This window comes from Pseudomonas sp. NFACC41-3 (genome assembly GCF_900109505.1).
GTDB lineage: Bacteria > Pseudomonadota > Gammaproteobacteria > Pseudomonadales > Pseudomonadaceae > Aquipseudomonas > Aquipseudomonas chlororaphis.
In genome coordinates this window covers 747,220-767,986 of sequence record NZ_FOAE01000002.1, presented here as the reverse complement: position 1 = coordinate 767,986, position 20,767 = coordinate 747,220, and the positions used below count along the sequence as shown (strand labels likewise).

The window sequence follows — 20,767 nt, the reverse complement described above, 5'->3', positions numbered from 1 at the left end:
TCCAGGGTTGGGGGCGGTCACAGGTTCTGGCACCTGAGCAGCACAACACTAATCATGGAGAGAGTCCCTATGCAGCTATCCGCTATCGCCCAAGCCTGCCTGATCGGCGTCCTGGCCTTGTCCGGCCAGGCCGCCAACGCTGTCGACGACAGCGCCATGGAACAGGCCCGCCAGCACATCGCCGAACAGGCCAAGGCCCTGGAGCCGACGCTGCTGGAAACCCGTCGCGATATCCACGCCCACCCGGAACTCGGCAACACCGAACAGCGCACCGCACAGCTGGTAGCCACGCAATTGCGCGCCCTGGGCCTGGAGGTCAAGACCGGCGTCGCCCGCACCGGCGTGGTGGCGGTGCTCAAGGGCGCCCTGCCCGGTCCCACCGTGGCCTTGCGCGCCGATATGGACGCCCTGCCGGTCAAGGAAGTCGCGGACCTGCCGTTCGCCTCCAAGGCCAAGGGGCGCTACCTGGACAAGGAAGTGGACGTCATGCACGCCTGCGGCCACGACGCCCACACCGCCATCCTGCTGAGCACGGCGAAAGTCCTCAGTGACATGCGCGAGCGCCTGCCCGGCACCGTGGTGTTCTATTTCCAGCCCGCCGAAGAAGGCCCGAGCGATTTCATCCCCGACGGCAAGAACATCTGGGGCGCGAAGATGATGGTGCAGGAAGGCGTGATGCAATCGCCCAAGCCGGACGCGGTGTTCGGCCTGCATGTCTGGGCCGGGATTCCGGCCGGGCGCATCGCCTATCGCCCGGGCCCGACCCTGGCCAGCTCCGACGACCTGCGCATCAGGATCCTCGGCAAGCAGACCCACGCCGGCCGCCCCTGGGACGGCATCGATCCGATCACGGTCGGTGCCCAGGCCATAGTCGGGCTGCAGACCGTGGTCAGCCGTCGCACCGACATCTCGTCGTTTCCCTCGGTAGTCAGCATCGGCACCATCAGCGGTGGCACGCGCTACAACATCATCCCCGAGTCACTGGACATGAGCGGCACCATCCGTTCGTACGACTACGGCATTCGCCAGAAGCTGCACAGCGATGTGCGCCAGACCGTGGAAAAGATCGCCGAAAGCGGCGGCGCCAAGGCCGAGGTGACCATCATCGAGAAGTACGACCCGACCATCAACGACCCGGCCCTGACCGAGAAGATGCTGCCGAGCCTGCGCTGGGCGGCCGGGGGCGACGTGGTGCAGGGCCCGCTGGTGGGGGGCGCGGAGGACTTTTCCTTCTATGCCAAGGAGGCGCCGGGGTTGTTCGTGTTTCTCGGCGTGACACCGCGGGACCAGGACATGGCCAAGGCCGCGCCGAACCACAACCCGGGGTTCTTTGTCGATGAATCGGCGCTGGTGGTGGGCGTGCGTACCCTGGCGTCATTGACCACCGATTATCTGTTTGCCGGGGCCAAACCTTAAGGATTGGCCCCCTGGCGTTATCGCGAGCAGGCTCGCTCCCGCACCGGGAGCGGGCTCAGACCACATCGACGCCGACATGGATCGCGTCGTGGCGCCAGAACTCCAGGTCGCAGTCGATCAGGCGCTGGTGCTGGTCGTAATTGACCCGGGCGATCCGCAGCCCGGGACTGCCGGCCGAAACCTTCAACGCCGCCGCGGCCTCCACCGGCAAGGAGGTCGGCACGATCTCGAAGCGCACCCGCCCGTAATGCAGGTCGTAGTGCCGGGCATACAGCTCGGTAATCGACTGGTTCAGGTCGAACTCGAGAATGCCCGGGAAGTACTGCGGATTGAGGTAGTGCTCGACATACAGCACCAGGCGCTCGTCGATGCGTCGTACCCGACGGATCTGGATCACGCTGGACAGCGCCGGCAGTTGCAGCCAGGCACAGACCGCCGCTGAAGCCGGTTGCAGGCGCGCCGAAATCATCTCGGTCGACGGCACCCGCCCCTGGGCGCTGACCATCGCGTGAAAATGGCTACGCTGCATCAGGTTGTAGGCCAGCCGTGGCGGCGAGACGAACCAGCCGCGCCGCTCCTCGCGGTAGATCTGGCCCTGGGCCTCCAACTGCAACAAGGCTTCGCGCACGGTAATCCGCGTAGTGCCGAACAACTCGCTGAGCTTGCGCTCGGCCGGCAGCTTGCTACCGGGTGCCAACAACCCGTGATCGATCTGTTCCTGCAGGACCTGCCCAATGGCTGTCACCGCCTTGACTGCCTCTTCGCGCATCAACGTTACCTATCTGGACTAGACCAGCACTGTTTCAGGGCAAAACGTGCCAAGGAAAAAGGCACTCAGCCTTCACCGAGAGCCTAGGCACTGCATATGACTGACAGATGACAACGCCGCCAAATCGCTGTGCCAGACACCTGCAATTGGCTGGCCAAGTCCTTTCATATCAGCTGTTTAGCCCTGGGCTACGCTTATCTCGCAGACCCGTGCCAGACACTCGCAAACGGCTTGCAGGACTGATGCCGACATCAAAGTGTCATCCAGCCGGCTTAAATTGGCTCAGGTATTGCTGACCTAGACCAACAACGTTAGACAAACACAGCGTTGAACACGCCCAAAGGAGCTTCGGATGAAACAGCTTTTCCTGGCATCACTGTTAGGCTCGACCATTGCCCTGTGCACCGCCGCCATGGCCGCCGATACCGACTTGAAGACCCTGGAAGCCGCGGCGAAAGCCGAAGGCGCCGTCAACAGCGTCGGCATGCCCGACGACTGGGCCAACTGGAAAGGGACCTGGGAAGACCTGGCCAAGCACTACGGCCTCAAGCACATCGACACCGACATGAGCTCGGCCCAGGAGATCGCCAAGTTCGCCGCCGAGAAAGACAACGCCAGCGCCGACATCGGCGACGTCGGCGCGGCCTTCGGCCCGATCGCGGTCAAGCAGGGCGTGGTCCAGCCTTACAAGCCAAGCACCTGGGACCAGGTCCCGGACTGGGCCAAGGACAAGGACGGCAACTGGGCGCTGGCCTACACCGGCACCATCGCTTTCATCATCAACAAGAAGCTGCTGCACGGCTCCGAAGCCCCCAAAAGCTGGGCCGACCTGGAGAAAGGCAAATACAAGGTCTCCATCGGCGACGTGAGCACCGCCGCCCAGGCCGCCAACGGCGTGCTGGCCGCGGCCATCGCCAAGGGCGGCGATGAAAAGAACATCCAGCCGGCGCTGCTGATGTTCGCCGAAATCGCCAAGCAGGGGCGCCTGTCGCTGGCCAACCCGACCATCGCCACCATGGAAAAGGGTGAAGTGGAAGTCGGCGTGGTCTGGGACTTCAACGGCCTGAGCTACCGCAACAAGATGGTCAACAAGGACGACTACATCGTGCTGATCCCGTCGGACGGCTCGGTAATCTCCGGCTACACCACCATCATCAACAAATACGCCAAGCATCCGAACGCGGCCAAGCTGACCCGTGAATACATCTTCAGCGATGCCGGCCAGATCAACCTGGCGCGCGGCAATGCCCGTCCGATCCGCGCCGAGCACCTGACCCTGCCCGCCGAAGTCCAGGCCAACCTGCTGCCCAACGAGCAGTACAAGAAAGTCACGCCGATCAAGGACGCCGACGCCTGGGAGAAAACCTCCAAGGGCCTGCCACAGAAATGGCAGGAAGAAGTGATCATCAACATGCAGTAATGCTGCATCTGTAGGAGCGAGCTTGCCCGCGATCCAGGCGCCGCGGTCTGTCCTGGAACCGCGGAGATGCGATCGCGAGCAAGTTCGCTCCTACAGGCACCTGGTTGTCTTGCGGAGTCCTCCCCCATGTCACACAACGTCATCCTTGTCGTGCTCGACGGCCTCAACCATGAGGTCGCCCGCCACGCCATGGGGCACCTTCAGGCCTACGTCGGCGCGGGACGCGCCGCGCTGTACAAGCTGGAATGCGAACTGCCGGCCCTGTCCCGACCGCTCTACGAATGCATCCTGACCGGGGTATCACCGATCGACAGCGGCATCGTGCACAACAACATCTCGCGCCTGTCCAACCAGCGCAGCATTTTCCACTATGCCAGCGCCGCCGGGCTCGGCACCGCCGCCGCGGCCTATCACTGGATCAGCGAGCTGTACAACCGCTCACCGTTCAACCCGGCCCGGGACCGGCATACCGACAACAAGAAACTGCCGATCCAGCATGGGCATTTCTACTGGAACGACCACTACCCCGATTCCCACCTGTTCGCCGATGCCGAACACCTGCGGCTGCGCCATGCCCCGAACTTTCTCCTGGTGCATCCGATGAACATCGACGACGCCGGCCACAAGCACGGCCTCGACACCCCGCAGTACCGCAACAGCGCACGCACGGCCGACATCATCCTCGCCGATTACCTGCAAGGCTGGCTCGACGCTGGCTACCAGGTGCTGGTGACCGCCGACCACGGCATGAACAACGACCGCTCCCACAACGGCCTGCTGCCGGAGGAGCGGGAAGTGCCGTTGTTCGTTCTCGGCGATGCGTTCAGCTTCAGCCCCGTCGCCACGCCGGATCAGACCGAGTTGTGCGGCACCATCTGCGAGTTGCTCGGCGTGCCCCACGACAAACCTGTATGCCGGGAGTTGCTGAAGTGAATGCATTCACCCGCGGCAAATGGCTGGCGATCCTGTGCCTGCTGCCCTTTGCCCTGTTCTTCATCGTGTTCCAGATCGCCCCGCTGCTCTGGGTGCTGATCAACAGTCTGCAATCGGAAGAGTTCGGCTGGGGCCTGGCCAATTTCAACAAGATCTTCAGTTCCAGGTTCTATCTGCAGGCCATCCAGTACAGCCTGGAGATCAGCTTCTGGTCGAGCGTGTTCGGCATCGTCATCGCGATTCTCGGCAGCTACTCGCTACGCCGGGTCGACTCGAAGCTGCGCAACTTCGTCAACGCCTTCGCCAACATGACCAGCAACTTCGCCGGCGTGCCCCTGGCGTTCGCCTTCATCATCCTGCTGGGCTTCAACGGCAGCATCACCATCATGCTCAAGCAGGCGGGGATCATTCAGGATTTCAACCTGTACTCCAAGACCGGCCTGATCATCCTCTACACCTACTTCCAGATTCCCCTGGGCGTGCTGCTGCTCTACCCGGCCTTCGACGCCCTGCGTGAAGACTGGCGCGAGTCCGCGGCACTGCTTGGCGCCAGTGGCTGGCAGTTCTGGCGCCACATCGGCCTGCCGGTGCTGACCCCGGCGCTGCTGGGGACCTTCGTCATCCTGCTGGCCAACGCCCTGGGCGCCTATGCCACGGTCTATGCACTGACCACCGGCAACTTCAACGTGCTGCCGATCCGCATCGCCGCCATGGTTTCCGGCGACATCTCCCTCGACCCGAACATGGCCAGCGCCCTGGCCGTGGTCCTGGTGGCGCTGATGACCCTGGTGACCATCGTCCATCAGTTGCTGTTGAAGAGGAGCTACCATGTCTCGCGCTGAACCCGGCTCCGCCGCCCTCTATCACCGAGTCGTGGTGTACCTGCTGTTCGCCATCCTCCTGCTGCCGCTGGCCGGGACCCTGATCTACTCCATCGCCAGCAGCTGGTCGGCGACCATCCTGCCCAGCGGCTTTACCTTCAAGTGGTACATCCAGCTGTGGAGCGACCCGCGCTTCCTGCACGCCTTCGGCCAGTCGCTGCTGGTCTGCGTCGGCGCCCTGATCCTGTCGGTGGTGCTGATCCTGCCGCTGCTGTTCGTGGTGCACTACCACTTCCCAAGGCTCGATGCGCTGATGAACATCCTGATCCTGCTGCCGTTCGCGGTGCCGCCAGTGGTGTCCTCGGTGGGCCTGCTGCAACTCTACGGTTCGGGACCGTTCGCCATGGTCGGCACGCCGTGGATCCTCGTCGGCTGCTACTTCACCGTGGCCCTGCCGTTCATGTACCGGGCGATCACCAATAACCTGCAAGCGATCAACCTGCGCGACCTGATGGACGCCGCCCAGTTGCTGGGCGCCAGTACCTGGCAGGCGGCTTTCCTGGTGGTGCTGCCGAACCTGCGCAAGGGCCTGATGGTGGCCCTGCTGCTGTCGTTCTCGTTCCTGTTCGGCGAGTTCGTGTTCGCCAACATCCTGGTGGGCACCCGCTACGAAACCCTGCAGGTCTACCTGAACAACATGCGCAACAGCAGCGGCCACTTCACCAGCGCGCTGGTGATTTCCTACTTCTTCTTTGTGCTGGTTCTGACCTGGGCCGCCAACATCTTGAACAAGGACAAAAGCCAATGAGCTTCGTCAGCGTCCAACACCTGCAGAAAAACTACAGTGGCACCCCGGTGTTCAGCGACATCAACTGCGAAATCCACAAGGGCGAATTCGTCACCCTGCTCGGCCCGTCCGGCTGCGGCAAATCCACCCTGCTGCGCTGCATCGCCGGCCTGACCCCGGTGGACGCCGGCAAGATCCTCCTCGACGGCCACGACATCGTGCCCCTGAGCCCGCAGAAACGCGGGATCGGCATGGTGTTCCAGAGCTATGCACTGTTCCCCAACATGACCGTGGAGCAGAACGTGGCCTTTGGCCTGCGCATGCAGAAGGTCAACGCCGACGAGAGCCACCAGCGCGTGCTCGAAGTCCTGCGCCTGGTGGAACTGCACGACTTCGCCAGCCGTTATCCCCATCAACTGTCCGGGGGCCAGTGCCAGCGCGTGGCCCTGGCCCGTTCGCTGGTGACCCGTCCGCGCCTGTTGCTGCTGGACGAGCCGCTGTCGGCGCTGGACGCACGGATCCGCAAGCACCTGCGCGAACAGATCCGGCAGATCCAGCGCGAACTGGGGCTGACCACGATTTTCGTCACTCACGACCAGGAAGAAGCCCTGACCATGTCGGACCGCATTTTCCTGATGAACCAGGGCAAGATCGTCCAGAGCGGCGACGCCGAGACGCTCTACACCGCACCGGTGGATGTGTTCGCCGCCGGCTTCATCGGCAACTACAACCTGCTGGATGCAGAAAGTGCCAGCAGGCTGCTGCAGCGACCGATCACCGGGCGTATCGCGATTCGTCCCGAAGCCATCGAACTGCGCAAGGACGGCGAGCCCGACGCGCAGATCCGCGGCCATAGCCTGCTGGGCAATGTGATCCGCTACCGGGTCGAAGCCCGTGGCGTGGAACTGGTGGTGGATGTGCTGAACCGCTCGCCGGACGATCTGCACCCCGACGGCCAACGCCTGGCACTTTCCATCGATCCCACGGCCCTCTGTGAGGTAGCCTGATGACTTTGACGCAAACGATTAAGAGAGAGCGGTACTAATGGCCCTGGCAATTTTTGATCTGGACGAGACCCTGATCCACGGCGACTGCGCCACCCTCTGGAGCGAACAGATGGGGCGCCTGGGCTGGGTCGACAGCGAGTCTTTCATGCGCCGCAACAACGAGCTGATGGACGCCTACAGCCACGGCAAGCTGGCCATGGAGGAGTTCATGGCCTTCAGCCTGGAGCCGATGGCCGGACGCACCCCGGAAGAAGTCGGGCACCTGGTCGGCCCCTGGGTCGAGGACGTGATCGAACCAATCATTTTCAGCGACGCCTGCAAGGCCATCGCCGCCCACCGCAAGGCCGGCGACCGGATCCTGGTGATCTCGGCCTCGGGCACTCACCTGGTCCAGCCCATCGCCGAACGCCTGGGCATCGATGAAGTCCTGGGGATCGAGCTGGAGGTGCTGCACGGGGTCTACAGCGGCAATACCCTGGGCACCCTGACCTACCGCGAAGGCAAGGTCACCCGCCTGCTGGAGTGGCTGGATGCCGAAGAAGAAAACCTCGAAGGCGCGAGCTTCTATTCCGACTCGCGCAACGACCTGCCGTTGCTGCTGAAGGTCGACTACCCGCATGTGGTCAACCCGGACCCGGTGCTGCGCGAACACGCGGAAAAGGCCGGCTGGCCGATTCATCAGTGGAAATAAGCGCCACTGTAGCCACTGCCGCAGGCTGCGATCGCCCACAACGTGGGCGCAAGATCTGAAGATCGCTGAAGCCCTTCGGGCTTATCGCAGCCTGCGGCAGCGGCTACAGGATCAGGCCAAGGTTTCGTCGATCAGCAGCACCAGCTTGCCCGACACCTGGTTGGTCGCCAGCTCGGCAAAGGCCGCTTCGGCGTCCTTGATCGGGAAGGTCATGGCCAGCTGTGGGCTCAGGCGCCCTTCGGCGAACAGTGGCCAGACATGCTGGCTGAGGTCGCTGAACAGATCGGCCTTGAACTGTTCGTCGCGGCTGCGCAGGGTCGACCCCAGCAACTGGATGCGCTTGCCGAGGATCTGCGCCAGGTCCAACTGGGCCTCGCGCCCGCCCATCAAGCCAATCAGCACCCAGCGCCCGTCCAGGGCCAGCAGCTTGACGTTGTGCGCGGCATAGTTGGCGCCGACCGGATCCAGGATCACATCGAACGGCCCGAAATCCCGCAGGCCTTCCAGGCCGTCGGTGCGCACCACGCCGCCCTGGGCCCCCAGCGCTTCACAGTAGGCCAGGCGGTCGGCGGAGCCGACGCTGACCCAGCATGGATTGCCAAACGCCTTGCACAACTGGATCGCGGCCGAACCGACACCACTGGCGCCGGCGTGCAGCAGGACCTTTTCCCCCGGCTTGAGGGCCGCCAGCTGGAACAGGTTCAGCCAGGCGGTGCTGTACACCTCGGGCAGCGCCGCCGCCTGTGCCAGGGACAGCCCTTCCGGCACCGGCAGGACATGACGGGCATCGACCACCACTTCCTCGGCCATGCCGCCCCCGGCCAGCAGTGCGCAGACCCGATCGCCGACCTGCCACGCAGAGCCCGGGCCGACCTCGCTGATCACCCCCGAGCACTCAAGGCCCAGCACCTTGCTGGCACCCGGTGGCGGCGGATAGAGCCCGGCCCGTTGCAACAGGTCGGCCCGGTTCAGTCCCGCGGCCGCCACGCGGATGCGCACTTGTCCTACGTCGCACGTCGGACTGGGCTCTTCAACCCACTCCACATGACCTTCAACGCCTTGCAATGCTTTCACAGTGCCTCCATAGTGAGTCTGGACTGAGCCCGGAGCTGTAGCACCGGGCTTTTTGCATTATGCGACCGGCCCTTGTGGAACCGGCGACTTCAAAGACGGCCTAATATGCGTTATCAATTGCCCCCGCGTCGAATCAGCATGAAGCATTTGTTCCCCAGCACCGCCCTCGCTCTTTTCATTGGTCTCGGTCTGCTGCCGATGTCGACCAATACGTTCGCAGCCAATAGCTGGGACAAACTTCAGCCGGATCGCGACGAGGTAATTGCCAGCCTCAATGTCGTCGAGCTGCTCAAGCGTCATCATTACAGCAAGCCACCGCTGGACGACGCGCGCTCGGCGATCATCTATGACAGCTACCTGAAGCTGCTGGACCCGTCGCGCAGCTACTTCATGGCCAGCGACATCGCGGAATTCGACAAGTGGAAAACCCAGTTCGACGACTTCCTGAAAAGCGGTGACCTGAACGCCGGCTTCATCATCTACAAACGCTACCTGGACCGCGTCAAGGCGCGCCTGGACTTTGCCCTGGCCGAGCTGGGCAAAGGCGTCGACAAATTCGACTTCACCACCAAGGAGTCCTTGCTGATCGATCGCAAGGACGCGCCTTGGCTCAAGACCACCGCGGAACTCGACGACCTGTGGCGCAAGCGCGTCAAGGACGAAGTCCTGCGCATGAAGATCGCTGGCAAGGAACCCAAGCAGATTCAGGAAACGCTGACCAAGCGCTACAAGAATCAGCTCGCCCGCCTGGACCAGACCCGCGCCGAAGATATCTTCCAGGCGTACATCAACACCTTCGCCATGTCCTACGACCCGCACACCAACTATCTGTCGCCGGATAACGCGGAGAACTTCGACATCAACATGAGCCTGTCGCTGGAAGGCATCGGCGCCGTGTTGCAGAGCGACAACGACCAGGTCAAGGTCGTGCGCCTGGTGCCGGCCGGCCCGGCGGACAAGACCAAGCAGGTGGCCCCGGCGGACAAGATCATCGGCGTGGCCCAGGGCGACAAGGAAATGGTCGACGTGGTCGGCTGGCGCCTGGACGAAGTGGTCAAGCTGATCCGTGGTCCGAAAGGCTCGGTGGTGCGCCTGGAAATCATCCCGGCGAGCAACGCGCCGAACGACCAGACCAGCAAGATCGTCTCCATCACCCGCGAAGCGGTGAAGCTGGAAGAGCAGGCGGCGAAGAAGTCGATCCTCAACCTCAAGCAGGACGGCAAGGACTACAAGCTCGGGGTGATCGAGATCCCGGCCTTCTACCTGGACTTCAAGGCCTTCCGTGCCGGCGATCCGGACTACAAGAGCACCACCCGTGACGTGAAGAAACTGCTGACCGAGTTGCAGAAAGACAAGGTCGACGGCGTGGTCATCGACCTGCGCAACAACGGCGGCGGTTCCCTGCAGGAAGCCACCGAGCTGACCAGCCTGTTTATCGACAAGGGCCCTACCGTGCTGGTGCGTAACGCCGACGGCCGGGTCGACGTGCTCGAAGATGAAAACCCTGGCGCCTTCTACAAAGGGCCGATGGCGCTGCTGGTCAACCGTCTCTCGGCCTCGGCCTCGGAGATTTTCGCCGGTGCGATGCAGGACTATCACCGTGCCCTGATCATCGGTGGCCAGACCTTCGGCAAAGGCACCGTGCAGACCATCCAGCCGCTCAACCACGGCGAGCTGAAACTGACCCTGGCCAAGTTCTACCGGGTTTCCGGGCAGAGCACCCAGCATCAGGGCGTGCTGCCGGACATCGATTATCCGTCGATCATCGACACCAAGGAAATCGGCGAAAGCGCCCTGCCCGAAGCCATGCCATGGGACACCATTCGCCCGGCCATCAAGCCGGCGGTGGATCCGTTCAAGCCGTTCCTCGCGCAGCTGAAATCCGAGCATGACGTGCGCTCGGCCAAGGACGCCGAGTTCGTCTTCATCCGCGACAAGCTGGCCCTGGCCAAGAAGCTGATGGCGGAAAAAACCGTCAGCCTCAACGAAGCCGAACGTCGGGCACAACACGCCGACATCGAGGCCAAGCAACTGACGCTGGAAAACATCCGCCGCAAGGCCAAGGGGGAAGAGCCGCTCAAGGAGCTGAAGAAAGAAGACGAGGACGCCATCGCGGCCGCCGATCCGGACAAGACCAAGCCGGAAGACGACGCTTACCTCAGCGAAACCGGGCGAATCCTCCTCGATTACCTGAAGCTCAACACCGCGGTCGCCAAGCACTGAGATAATGGCAATTTAATGCTGACGCTCCTCGGAGCGTCATCAAACAGTCATCATTCTGTCGTGAAATAAAGGACCGGGCGCTGCTCTTGAATCAAGGGCGCGCCCGGTCCTTTTTTTATCGACAGAGATCGCCATGACCACGACCGAACAGCTGAGTGCCTTGAGCTCAATCCTGGCTCAAAGCGGTTTGCACAGTCTGTTCCAGCCGATCATCTGCCTCTCCGAACGACGCATTCTCGGCTATGAAGCCTTGACCCGTGGCCCGTCCAACAGCCCGCTGCACTCCCCTGTCGCCCTGTTTGCCGTGGCCCGCCAGGTCGGACGCCTCAACGAGCTGGAAATCGCCTGCCGCCAGAGCGCCTGCAAGGGATTCAGCGAGCAGCAGTTGCCCGGCAAACTGTTCCTCAACGTCTCTCCGGAATCGCTGCTGGAGGCTGCCCACCAGCCCGGGCGCACCCTGCAACTGCTGCAAGACTTCGGTATTCCGCCGAGCCAGGTGGTGATCGAACTCACCGAGCAGACGCCAATCGATGACTTCCAGCTGCTGCACAATGCGCTGCATCATTATCGGGATATGGGTTTCTCGATCGCCCTGGACGACCTCGGCGCCGGTTACTCGAGCCTGCGCCTGTGGTCCGAGCTGCGCCCGGACTACGTGAAGATCGACCGGCACTTTATCGACGGCATTCATCAGGATGCCCTCAAGCGCGAGTTCGTCGGCTCGATCCTGCAAATTGCCAAAGCCTCCCGGGCCCAGGTGATCGCCGAGGGCATCGAAGTGGCGGAAGAGCTGGAGGTGCTCACGGAAATGGGCGTGGACCTGCTACAGGGTTACCTGCTCTGCCGCCCCCAGGAACATCCGCCCCGCGATGGCCGCAACCTGCTGCCCAAGCGCGAAAGCACTCCCGCGACGCTCAACGACGAAGGCTGCGACCTCAGTGCCCTGCTCAACGAACAACCGGCGGTAGCACGCGACATACCAACGGCCACGGTGCTGGAAGCCTTCCGTCGCCAGGCCAACCTCAACTCGCTGGCGGTGCTCGACGGACAGGGCCAGCCCTGCGGCATCGTGCACCGCCATTCATTGTCCGATGCCCTGCTCAAGCCCTTTGCCACCGACCTGTTTGCCCGCAAGCCCATCAGCCGCCTGATGAACGATGACTTCCTGGCGGTGGAACTCAGCCAGTCGCTGCAACAGGTCAGCCGCCTGATCACCAGCCGTGCCCGGCAACGGATCGAAGAGGATTTCATCATCACCCTCAACGGTAGCTACCTGGGCCTGGGACGAGTGATCGATGTGCTCAAGCTGATTACCGAGCTGAAGATCCAGCAGGCGCGTTATGCCAACCCGTTGACCCTGCTGCCTGGCAACGTGCCGATCCAGCAGTGCCTGACCCACCTGCTGCAACAAGGACGGGAATCGCTGATCTGTTACGTGGACATCGACAGCTTCAAGCCCTTCAACGATATCTATGGCTACGGCCGTGGCGATGAAGTGCTGTTGTGCCTGGCGCAGTGCCTGAATGACCGGGTGGACCCCAGCCGCGATTTCGTCGGCCATATCGGCGGCGACGACTTTCTCCTGGTATTGGGCCCCGAGGACTGGCAAAAACGCCTGAACCAGCTGCTGGACGACTTCCATAGCCAGTGCCGGCGTTTTTATCGCAGCGAACACCTGGAAGCCGGCTGCTTCATCGCCCCCAACCGCCAGGGCATTCGCCAGGAGTTCGCCTTGCTGTCACTGTCCATTGGCGTGGTGCACCTGTATCCACAGGCCTGTGGACAACTCGATGCCAGCCAGTTGGCCGAGCTGGCCTCGCAAGCCAAGCACCACGCCAAGAACGTGCCGGGCTACAGCATCCATGTGATCGACAGCCGCCAGATGGCAGACGGCTTTACGGCTGACGCGGACCGGCTTGCGGGTCCAGCGTACTCGACTGATTCAGCTGCGCCAGCTTGACCTCGGCCAGGGGATGCCCGGCTTTCGCCGCCAGGGTCCACCAACGGGCGGCTTGCGCCGCATCCGCGGCCTTGCTGGGCGAACCGGCCAGGCTGATGACGCCCATCTGATAGGCCGCCTTGGCGTCCCCGGCCAAGCCGGCAAGACGCAACAGGCGTATGCCTTCTTCGCGAGCCCCCAGCCCCTGGCCACGAAAGGTCAGGATATGGCCATAAAAGCTCTGTGCGCCGACGTCCCCCAGGTTCGCCATGCGCGCCAATTGCCCCTCCAGCCAGTGCCAGCCCCGGGGTTGACGCACAAACCAGGGCCAATGAAACAACCGGCGAGCCAGCCAGTAGCCGGCTCGCGCCTTGAGGCGCCAGAACACTCAGGCCTCCACCGACTCGGGGTATTCGTACTCGAACACACGAACCACTTCCGAGGCATGCCACGACGCGGCCGCGACCCCATCGGAAGGCCCGGAAAAACGCCCGAGGCGCTCCGCACACTCGAAGAAACCGGTGCGCGGCAATCGACTCGCCCCCTGGCTGATCACCAGCGAACTGCGCAACGGCTGCTCCGCACGCGCGTCCAGCGCGGCCAGATGCTCAAGGGCCGCCGTCAGGGTCTGCATGGCGGGGCTGGGTAGCTGCAAGCGCTCAAGCAGAGCGCGATAGGTCAAAAGATGGCGTTGCCGACGGGCCTGGTCGAGTTCCCCCAACAGGCCATCCCAATGTTGACGACTGATCCTTACGCTCACGATTCATCCCTCCAACCCGGAACCGTCAATTCCCAGGCCAGGCTACGGCGTATAGCGGCGTCGGGTTGACGCTCACCGCTTTCAATCATGGCCAGATATGACGGACTGATACCTACCGTACGGGCAAGCGCCTCAATGGCGATGCCCTTGGCTTCACGCAAACTGCGAAGTTGATCCAGACCTGGAAGCGGCTGGTCGGCTGTGGTCGCGACAGGCCCCCTGGCTTCTCGCGGAGATTGTTCGGTGATACCTGCGGCTTTTAGCAAAGCCTGATACTGAGCCCATGGCAGAACCGCATATTCGGGCTCGCCATCGCGTGCAATTATCTGAATATCCATTACTACCCCGTAGGACGACACATAACGAGTCGGACTTTTCCTTATGAAGTGTAATCCTAACAGTCACTAAGGTCGCGGGGGCATCGTTGTATGGATCCGAATTCACCTCAGTTTTTCTTCGGACCTTCCAATTGCAGCTGTTCCGGGGTGTCGGGCAAACGCTCCACTACCGCCAGCTTCTCCGGTTGCTGGCGATTGCGCCAGGCGCGAAAGGCGCTGAGTTCGCCGTCCAGGGTTTTCATGATCCAGGCCAGAACGGCGATATCGTCGAGCATGCCGAACATCGGCAGGAAGTCCGGGATGGCATCCAGCGGGCTGAGGAAGTACATCAGGCCCGCGACCACCGACAGCAGCGCCTTGGGGCTGATGGCGCGGTACTCGCCACGCCAGTAAGCCAGGCACAGCGCCTGCAGCAGGCGCAGATCGTCCTTGAGCTTGCCAAGACGGCCGCCTTGCAAGGCGCCTTTGCTGGCCACGGCGAACAACAGGGTCGGCAGTCGGCCACGGCTGAGCAAGCGGCCGGCCAGGGGCAGGAAGCGGGCAAAATTCCAGGGTGCTTTCATCGTCACTCCCACTGAAATGTTATCCACACAAATTGTGGATAACCTTGTGAACAGAGCCGCTTTTCACAGCTGAAAGCCCCGTTTTACAAGGGCTCGGCTCAGATCGGGCGTTTTTTACTCACATAAAAAAACCCATAATTTCATTGACTTGGCAGCCTCATGCGGCTAGCCGCAACACGTGCTGTTAAGACTATGCCTTATGCCGTGGGTTCGCATTTTTTCCCGGACCAACGACCAGATACGACAACGCCCCGTAAGGACGGGGCGTTGTCATTGAACCAGACGAAGATTACTTGGCGTCGTCTTGTTTCGCTGGATCCTTGATACCCAGCAGTTCTAGCTCGAACACCAGAACCGAGTTGGCCGGAATGGCCGGGCTCGGGCTCTGTGCGCCGTAGGCCAGATCGCTCGGGATGTACAGTTTGTACTTCTCGCCGACGTGCATCAGTTGCAGGCCTTCGACCCAACCCGGAATCACGCCACTGACCGGCAGATCGATCGGGCTGCCGCGCTCGACCGAGCTGTCGAACACAGTGCCGTTGGTCAGGGTACCGGTGTAGTGAACGGTCACCACGTCGGTCGGCTTAGGCTGGGCGCCATCGGCTTTTTTCAGCACTTCGTACTGCAGACCGGAGGCGGTAGTGGTCACGCCAGCCTTCTTGCCGTTTTCTTCGAGGAATTTCTTGCCGGCTGCTGCCGACTCTTCGCTGATCTTGGCCATGCGCTCTTCAGCACGCTTTTGCAGCGCGGCGAAGGCTTCGACCAGTTCGTCGTCTTTCAGCTTCTGTTCTTTCTTGCCGATGGCATCTTCGATGCCCTGGGCTACCGCTTTGGAATCCAGGTCATCCATACCTTCCTGGGCAAGGCTTTTGCCCATGTTCAGGCCGATACCATAGGAAGCTTTCTGCGCCGGGGTTTTCAGCTCCACGCTGGTCTGCGAGTCACAACCCGCGAGTACCAGGCTAACCAGGGCTACCGCCGCCGCTAACCGATGCTGTTTCATGCTATTTCCTTGTTCATGCGCCTAAAGGGCAATCGAGTAAAGCCGCGAGCTTATCAGGCGGCCACGACCAATGGCTACCGGCATGAGAGCCGGATTAGCCCGATAAGTTCACGTGTTTAAAAGCATTTCGCCAGCCATTACAACGAGCACGAGAAAGAACACCTCGACCGCAAAGTAATGGCAGCGCACGTAATGGCCACTTGCCCGGCAGTTTGCCCTTGAGGCATAAGAGAGCCACAACTCGACAAGGATGTTTATCTTGCGCCTCTTATCCCGTGTTTTGCTCTTGATCCTCGCCCTGATCGGCGTCGCCCTGGCCGTGGTCCTGTATTACGTGGCCAATCCGAAATTGCCCGACTATATGCCCGCCCGGCAGGTGCACTATCAGGATCAATGGAGCGCCGCCGACCGCCAGACCTATTACTTCACCCCCCAGGGCACTCAGGTGAAGGGCCTGCGCTATGAGTGGTTCGCCGCCCTGGAACTGCCCTTCTCCACGCAACGCTTCGCCGCGCCGCAGTACCTGGCCCGCTTCGGCTTCCTGGTGGATGCGGCGCAGCAGGCCAGCGCCGATAACCCGGCGAACCTGCCGGTCGGCTTCACTCGCCATCAGAACCCTGGCAGCCCGCAGCAGTACCTAGACATCACCTGCGCCGCCTGCCACACCGGCGAGCTGCGCTACAACCAGCAGGCCCTGCGGGTCGACGGCGGTTCGGCGCAACATGTATTGCCCTCCAGCGTGCCCACCCTGCGCGGCGGCAGCTTCGGCCAGGCGCTGGTCGCCAGCCTGGCGTCGACCTATTACAACCCGTGGAAATTCGAGCGTTTCGCCCGCAACGTGCTGGGCCAGGACTACGACGCCGAGCATGAACAACTGCGCAAGGACTTCAAGGCGTCGCTGGACACTTTCCTGCGCGTCGCCTGGAACGACACTCACCGCGGCCTCTATCCCACCGAAGAAGGCCCCGGGCGTACCGATGCCTTTGGCCGGATCGCCAATGCCAGCTTCGGCGACGCCATTTCCCCCGACAACTATCGGGTGGCCAACGCACCGGTGGACTATCCGCAGCTCTGGGACATCTGGACCTTCGACTGGGTACAGTGGAACGGCTCGGCCCAGCAACCCATGGCCCGCAATATCGGCGAGGCGCTGGGTGTAGGCGCCACCCTGAACTTCTTCGATGCCCAGGGCCAGCCGCTCAAGGGCGACGCCCGCTACGCGTCGAGCGTTCGGGTGCGCGACCTCAATCGCATCGAAGAAACCCTGCAACGACTGAAACCGCCGACCTGGCCAGAAGAACTGTTCGGCGGCATCGACAAGCCCCTGGCGGTCAAGGGGCGAGCGTTGTTCGCGGAAAACTGTGCAGGCTGCCATGTCCCGCCGGTCACCGAGGTCAACGGGCGCCCGGTACAACAACTGAAGATGCTGCCAGTCGCGGTGATCGGCACCGACCCGAATACGGCCAACAATATTGCCGATCAGCGTTACGACCTGAGCGCGCTGCAATGGGACGCCGCCGAGCTGGCGCAATCGAATGTCCAGTTGCACCCCACGCCCACTGAGCCACTGGACATGCGCCAGCTGTCAGCGGCCAAGGGCCTGGCCTATGTCACTGCCTTCGTTGAGGAGCGCGCTTACCGGGACGCCCAGGTGACCCCGGCGGAACGCCCGCGACTCGACGGCTACGGCTTGCCGATCGGCGTCCGCGAACTGCGCGCCTACAAGGCCCGGCCGCTGGCCGGGGTATGGGCTACCCCGCCCTTCCTGCATAACGGTTCGGTGCCCAGCCTGTATCAGTTGCTTTCGCCTCAGGACGAACGCGCCAGCACCTTCTATAAAGGCACCTTCGAATACGATCCGAAGCATCTGGGCTATCGTACCGAGCCGTTCAAGAACGGCTTCCTGTTCGATACCAGGATCAGCGGCAATCACAACAGCGGCCATGAATTCCGTTCGGGCAAGCGTAGCGACGGGGTGATCGGCCGCCTGCTGCAGCCCGAGGAACGCTGGGCCCTACTGGAATACCTGAAAGTGCTGGGCGGGCCGCTGGAGGCGCAACTGCCATGACCCTGCCCCTCATCAAAAGGACGGTTTCATGCTGATCACCTTATGGCTGCGCATCGGTGCGCTGCTGCTCAAGACACTTTTGCTGCTGGCGCTGATCGCCCTGCTCGGCTGGGCGCTGAACAGCGCCTGGTCCATCTGGCGCTACCAGGGGCCGGTCTCGACCGAAGAACAGGTTCCGCCCGGCGAAGCCGCCATGACCCAGGACATCATCCAGACCGCCGTGCGCATCGTCGATCAGCACCGGGATAACACCCGTTACCTGCGCGACGCCCACGCCAAGGCCCACGGCTGCGTAAAGGCCGAGGTCCAGGTGCTCGAGCAACTGGCGCCGCCGTTGCGCCAGGGCGTGTTCGCCGAACCCGGCAAGACCTGGCAAGCCATGGTGCGGCTGTCCAACGGCAATGCTTATCCACAGTTCGACAGCATTCGTGACGCGCGCGGGATGGCAATCAAGTTGTTGAATGTGCCCGGCACCCAACTATTGAAGGAACAGCAGGGCCGTAGCGAGCAGGACTTCGTGATGTTCAACCATCCGAACTTCTTCGTCAGCGATGTCGCCGAGTACCGGCAGAATGTCGCCGCGCAGGCGGACGGAAAAAAGGTTGGAGCCTTTTTCCCCGGTTGGGACCCACGCACCTGGCAGGTTCGTCACCTGTTCATTGCCTTGGCCACCCTGTCACCGCCCCCGGCCAGCCCGACGCAAACCCGCTATTTTTCGGTTTCGCCCTACAAGTTCGGCAGCGCCAACGCCAAGTTCCGCGTCGCACCGGACCCCGACAGCTGCCCGCCGTACAACCTGCCCCCACAGAACCAGACCCTGCCCAACTTTCTACGCAACGCCCTGAGCCAGCAGCTGTCGACCGATCGTGTGCCGGCCTGCTTTGTATTGCAGGTGCAACGCCAGGACCCAAACCACTACATGCCCATCGAAGACACCAGCATCGAATGGCGAGAAAGCGATGCGCCCTTCGAAACCGTGGCGCGGATCAAAATTCCTGCCCAGGACTTCGATACCCCGCGGCAGAACCTGCAATGCGACAACCTGTCCTTCAACCCCTGGTTCGGGCTGGAAGCGCACCGCCCCATCGGCGGCATCAACCGCCTGCGCAAGGCGGTGTACGAAGCGGTCAGCGACTACCGGCACAGCCGCAACGCCGAGCAGTGATCCAGAAACGAAAAAAGCGACCCGCGGGCCGCTTTTTTGGGGAGCATTTACATACGCCAGACAGCAAAAAGCCCGCGTGAGCGGGCTTTCTGTGATGAGCTGGCGTTCAGTGTTCCAGCTCATCGAATATGGCGCAGCGGACGGGACTCGAACCCGCGACCCCCGGCGTGACAGGCCGGTATTCTAACCGACTGAACTACCGCTGCGCGTAGCGTTGAAAGCAAGTGGTGGGTGATGACGGGATCGAACCGCCGACCCTCTGCTTGTAAGGCAGATGCTCTCCCAGCTGAGCTAATCACCCTTTACCTTCGTTGCGGGGCGCATTATTACACAGAAATTCATAACGTGCTGATTTAAATAATAAAATTATCAAAAAAAGCTGAATTTCGATGTGTCGGGCGCCTCGCGCGGAACACAGGCACAAAAAAGCCCGCGTTAGCGGGCTTTCTGTGATGAGCTGGCGTTCAGTGTTCCAGCTCATCGAATATGGCGCAGCGGACGGGACTCGAACCCGCGACCCCCGGCGTGACAGGCCGGTATTCTAACCGACTGAACTACCGCTGCGCGTAACACTGAAAGCGAATGGTGGGTGATGACGGGATCGAACCGCCGACCCTCTGCTTGTAAGGCAGATGCTCTCCCGGCTGAGCTAATCACCCTTCACGTTCGGTGTGGCGCGCATTCTACGGAGCGCCCCCTACTCTGGCAAGCACTTTTTAAAATAATTTTTTCAGGCCTTCCAAAGGCTTAGCGGAGGGTTGGCCTATGGAGCTGCGCGGAGAATAATGCCCCCCTTTGTATAAAGGAGAGATTCACCCCATGTGGTTCAAGAACCTGCTTATCTATCGCCTGACCCAAGATCTGCCCTTTGATGCTGAGGCGCTGGAAACCGCACTGGCCACCAAACTGGCGCGTCCATGTGCAAGCCAGGAGTTGACCACTTACGGTTTCGTCGCGCCGTTCGGCAAAGGCGAAGATGCGCCGCTGGTGCACGTCAGTCAGGACTTCCTGCTGGTCGCCGCGCGCAAGGAAGAACGTATTCTGCCTGGCAGCGTGGTGCGCGACGCGGTCAAGGAAAAGGTCGAAGAGATCGAAGCCGAGCAAATGCGCAAGGTTTATAAAAAGGAACGCGATCAGATCAAGGATGAAATCATCCAGGCATTCCTGCCCCGTGCCTTTATCCGCCGCTCCTCGACTTTCGCCGCCATCGCGCCGAAACAGGGCCTGATCCTGGTCAACTCGGCCAGCCCGAAACGCGCCGAAGACCTGCTCTCCACCCTGCGCGAAGTACTCGGCACCCTGCCAGTGCGCCCGCTGACCGTGAAGACCGCGCCGACCGCGATCATGACCGACTGGGTGAAAACCCAACAAGCCGCCGACGACTTCTTCGTCCTCGACGAGTGCGAGCTGCGCGACACCCATGAAGACGGCGGTATCGTCCGTTGCAAGCGCCAGGACCTGACCAGCGAAGAAATCCAGCTGCACCTGAGCACCGGCAAGGTGGTCACCCAATTGTCCCTGGCCTGGCAGGACAAACTGTCCTTCATGCTCGACGACAAGATGACGGTCAAGCGCCTGAAGTTCGAGGACCTGCTGCAGGATCAGGCGGAGCAGGACGGCGGCGACGAAGCCCTCGGCCAGCTGGATGCCAGCTTCACCCTGATGATGCTGACCTTCGGCGATTTCCTCCCGGCGCTGTTCGAAGCCCTGGGTGGCGAAGAGATTCCACAAGGCATCTGACCTTGTAGCAGCCTGCTTGCTGGCGACGGGCCGCATCCGGCCTTGTCGCC

General features: G+C 62.1%; 19 protein-coding genes and 4 tRNA genes. 12 read left to right on the top strand and 11 right to left on the bottom strand.

Annotated features, from left to right (window positions below; all coding sequences use genetic code 11):
- The first annotated feature begins 69 nt into the window (after positions 1 to 69).
- A complete protein-coding gene (locus BMY68_RS12995; RefSeq protein WP_085531849.1) occupies positions 70 to 1,416 on the top strand; it encodes an amidohydrolase in 1,347 nt (448 codons plus the stop codon).
- Between the two features lie 55 nt (positions 1,417 to 1,471).
- Here the strand turns inward: BMY68_RS12995 and phnR are convergent, their stop codons facing one another.
- Positions 1,472 to 2,185 carry a phosphonate utilization transcriptional regulator PhnR gene (gene phnR, locus BMY68_RS12990; protein WP_009050226.1) on the bottom strand — a complete coding sequence of 238 codons (714 nt, stop codon included), beginning with the start codon at positions 2,183 to 2,185 and terminating at the stop codon, positions 1,472 to 1,474.
- Positions 2,186 to 2,537: 352 nt separating this feature from the next.
- On the opposite strand from phnR, the gene BMY68_RS12985 reads away from it, so the two are divergent.
- The 6 genes from BMY68_RS12985 (at position 2,538) to BMY68_RS12960 (ending at position 7,844) form a co-directional block, all read left to right on the top strand.
- Complete coding sequence (locus BMY68_RS12985) at positions 2,538 to 3,605, top strand: ABC transporter substrate-binding protein (RefSeq protein ID WP_009045072.1); 1,068 nt, start codon at positions 2,538 to 2,540, stop codon at positions 3,603 to 3,605.
- Between the two features lie 126 nt (positions 3,606 to 3,731).
- A complete protein-coding gene (locus BMY68_RS12980) occupies positions 3,732 to 4,538 on the top strand; it encodes an alkaline phosphatase family protein (RefSeq protein WP_085531850.1) in 807 nt (268 codons plus the stop codon).
- Complete coding sequence (locus BMY68_RS12975; protein ID WP_007927839.1) at positions 4,535 to 5,380, top strand: ABC transporter permease; 846 nt, start codon at positions 4,535 to 4,537, stop codon at positions 5,378 to 5,380. Before BMY68_RS12980 ends, BMY68_RS12975 begins: the two co-directional genes overlap by 4 nt.
- Positions 5,367 to 6,167 carry an ABC transporter permease gene (locus BMY68_RS12970; protein WP_085531852.1) on the top strand — a complete coding sequence of 267 codons (801 nt, stop codon included), beginning with the start codon at positions 5,367 to 5,369 and terminating at the stop codon, positions 6,165 to 6,167. Before BMY68_RS12975 ends, BMY68_RS12970 begins: the two co-directional genes overlap by 14 nt.
- Positions 6,164 to 7,153: an ABC transporter ATP-binding protein gene (locus tag BMY68_RS12965; RefSeq protein ID WP_085531854.1), complete on the top strand. Its 990-nt coding sequence runs from the start codon at positions 6,164 to 6,166 to the stop codon at positions 7,151 to 7,153. Before BMY68_RS12970 ends, BMY68_RS12965 begins: the two co-directional genes overlap by 4 nt.
- A 37-nt stretch (positions 7,154 to 7,190) precedes the next feature.
- Entirely contained in the window at positions 7,191 to 7,844 is a 654-nt protein-coding gene (locus BMY68_RS12960; protein WP_009045076.1) for an HAD family hydrolase, read from the top strand.
- A gap of 111 nt (positions 7,845 to 7,955) precedes the next feature.
- On the opposite strand, the gene BMY68_RS12955 is transcribed toward BMY68_RS12960, so the two are convergent.
- Positions 7,956 to 8,918, bottom strand: coding sequence for a zinc-binding dehydrogenase (locus BMY68_RS12955; protein WP_062825001.1), 963 nt, complete (start codon positions 8,916 to 8,918; stop codon positions 7,956 to 7,958).
- Between the two features lie 138 nt (positions 8,919 to 9,056).
- Between BMY68_RS12955 and BMY68_RS12950 the strand changes: the two genes are divergently transcribed.
- Together BMY68_RS12950 and BMY68_RS12945 are read left to right on the top strand one after the other, a co-directional pair.
- Positions 9,057 to 11,141 carry a carboxy terminal-processing peptidase gene (locus BMY68_RS12950; protein WP_164485204.1) on the top strand — a complete coding sequence of 695 codons (2,085 nt, stop codon included), beginning with the start codon at positions 9,057 to 9,059 and terminating at the stop codon, positions 11,139 to 11,141.
- A 133-nt stretch (positions 11,142 to 11,274) separates the two neighbouring features.
- Positions 11,275 to 13,101 carry a bifunctional diguanylate cyclase/phosphodiesterase gene (locus BMY68_RS12945; protein ID WP_062825000.1) on the top strand — a complete coding sequence of 609 codons (1,827 nt, stop codon included), beginning with the start codon at positions 11,275 to 11,277 and terminating at the stop codon, positions 13,099 to 13,101.
- Here the strand turns inward: BMY68_RS12945 and BMY68_RS12940 are convergent.
- From BMY68_RS12940 to BMY68_RS12920, 5 genes are all read right to left on the bottom strand, one after another.
- Positions 13,037 to 13,468, bottom strand: coding sequence for an SEL1-like repeat protein (locus tag BMY68_RS12940; RefSeq protein WP_085531856.1), 432 nt, complete (start codon positions 13,466 to 13,468; stop codon positions 13,037 to 13,039). The two genes, BMY68_RS12945 and BMY68_RS12940, sit on opposite strands and share 65 nt — an antisense overlap.
- A complete protein-coding gene (locus BMY68_RS12935; RefSeq protein ID WP_007927825.1) occupies positions 13,469 to 13,840 on the bottom strand; it encodes a hypothetical protein in 372 nt (123 codons plus the stop codon).
- Positions 13,837 to 14,178: a helix-turn-helix domain-containing protein gene (locus BMY68_RS12930; protein ID WP_081002342.1), complete on the bottom strand. Its 342-nt coding sequence runs from the start codon at positions 14,176 to 14,178 to the stop codon at positions 13,837 to 13,839. Before BMY68_RS12930 ends, BMY68_RS12935 begins: the two co-directional genes overlap by 4 nt.
- Positions 14,179 to 14,285: 107 nt before the next feature.
- On the bottom strand, positions 14,286 to 14,741 hold the full coding sequence (locus tag BMY68_RS12925; protein WP_007927824.1) for a YkvA family protein: 456 nt from the start codon (positions 14,739 to 14,741) through the stop codon (positions 14,286 to 14,288).
- Positions 14,742 to 15,030: 289 nt separating this feature from the next.
- Positions 15,031 to 15,744, bottom strand: coding sequence for a BamJ family beta-barrel-assembly machinery protein (locus tag BMY68_RS12920; protein ID WP_007927823.1), 714 nt, complete (start codon positions 15,742 to 15,744; stop codon positions 15,031 to 15,033).
- Positions 15,745 to 16,003: 259 nt separating this feature from the next.
- Here BMY68_RS12920 and BMY68_RS12915 point away from each other — a divergent pair, with 259 nt between their 5' ends.
- Together BMY68_RS12915 and BMY68_RS12910 are read left to right on the top strand one after the other, a co-directional pair.
- Positions 16,004 to 17,812, top strand: a complete 1,809-nt coding sequence (locus BMY68_RS12915; protein WP_085532519.1) for a di-heme-cytochrome C peroxidase — start codon at positions 16,004 to 16,006, stop codon at positions 17,810 to 17,812.
- A gap of 28 nt (positions 17,813 to 17,840) precedes the next feature.
- Positions 17,841 to 18,977 carry a catalase family protein gene (locus BMY68_RS12910; protein ID WP_085531858.1) on the top strand — a complete coding sequence of 379 codons (1,137 nt, stop codon included), beginning with the start codon at positions 17,841 to 17,843 and terminating at the stop codon, positions 18,975 to 18,977.
- 129 nt (positions 18,978 to 19,106) lie between these two features.
- Here BMY68_RS12910 and BMY68_RS12905 read toward each other — a convergent pair.
- The 4 genes from BMY68_RS12905 to BMY68_RS12890 form a co-directional block, all read right to left on the bottom strand.
- Positions 19,107 to 19,183, bottom strand: a tRNA-Asp gene (locus tag BMY68_RS12905).
- 19 nt (positions 19,184 to 19,202) lie between these two features.
- Positions 19,203 to 19,278 (bottom strand) — tRNA-Val (locus tag BMY68_RS12900).
- A gap of 186 nt (positions 19,279 to 19,464) precedes the next feature.
- Positions 19,465 to 19,541, bottom strand: a tRNA-Asp gene (locus tag BMY68_RS12895).
- 19 nt (positions 19,542 to 19,560) lie between these two features.
- Positions 19,561 to 19,636: transfer RNA gene (locus tag BMY68_RS12890), tRNA-Val, on the bottom strand.
- Between the two features lie 160 nt (positions 19,637 to 19,796).
- Between BMY68_RS12890 and rdgC the strand changes: the two genes are divergently transcribed.
- On the top strand, positions 19,797 to 20,717 hold the full coding sequence (rdgC, locus tag BMY68_RS12885; RefSeq protein ID WP_009045083.1) for a recombination-associated protein RdgC: 921 nt from the start codon (positions 19,797 to 19,799) through the stop codon (positions 20,715 to 20,717).
- Positions 20,718 to 20,767: the final 50 nt, after the last annotated feature.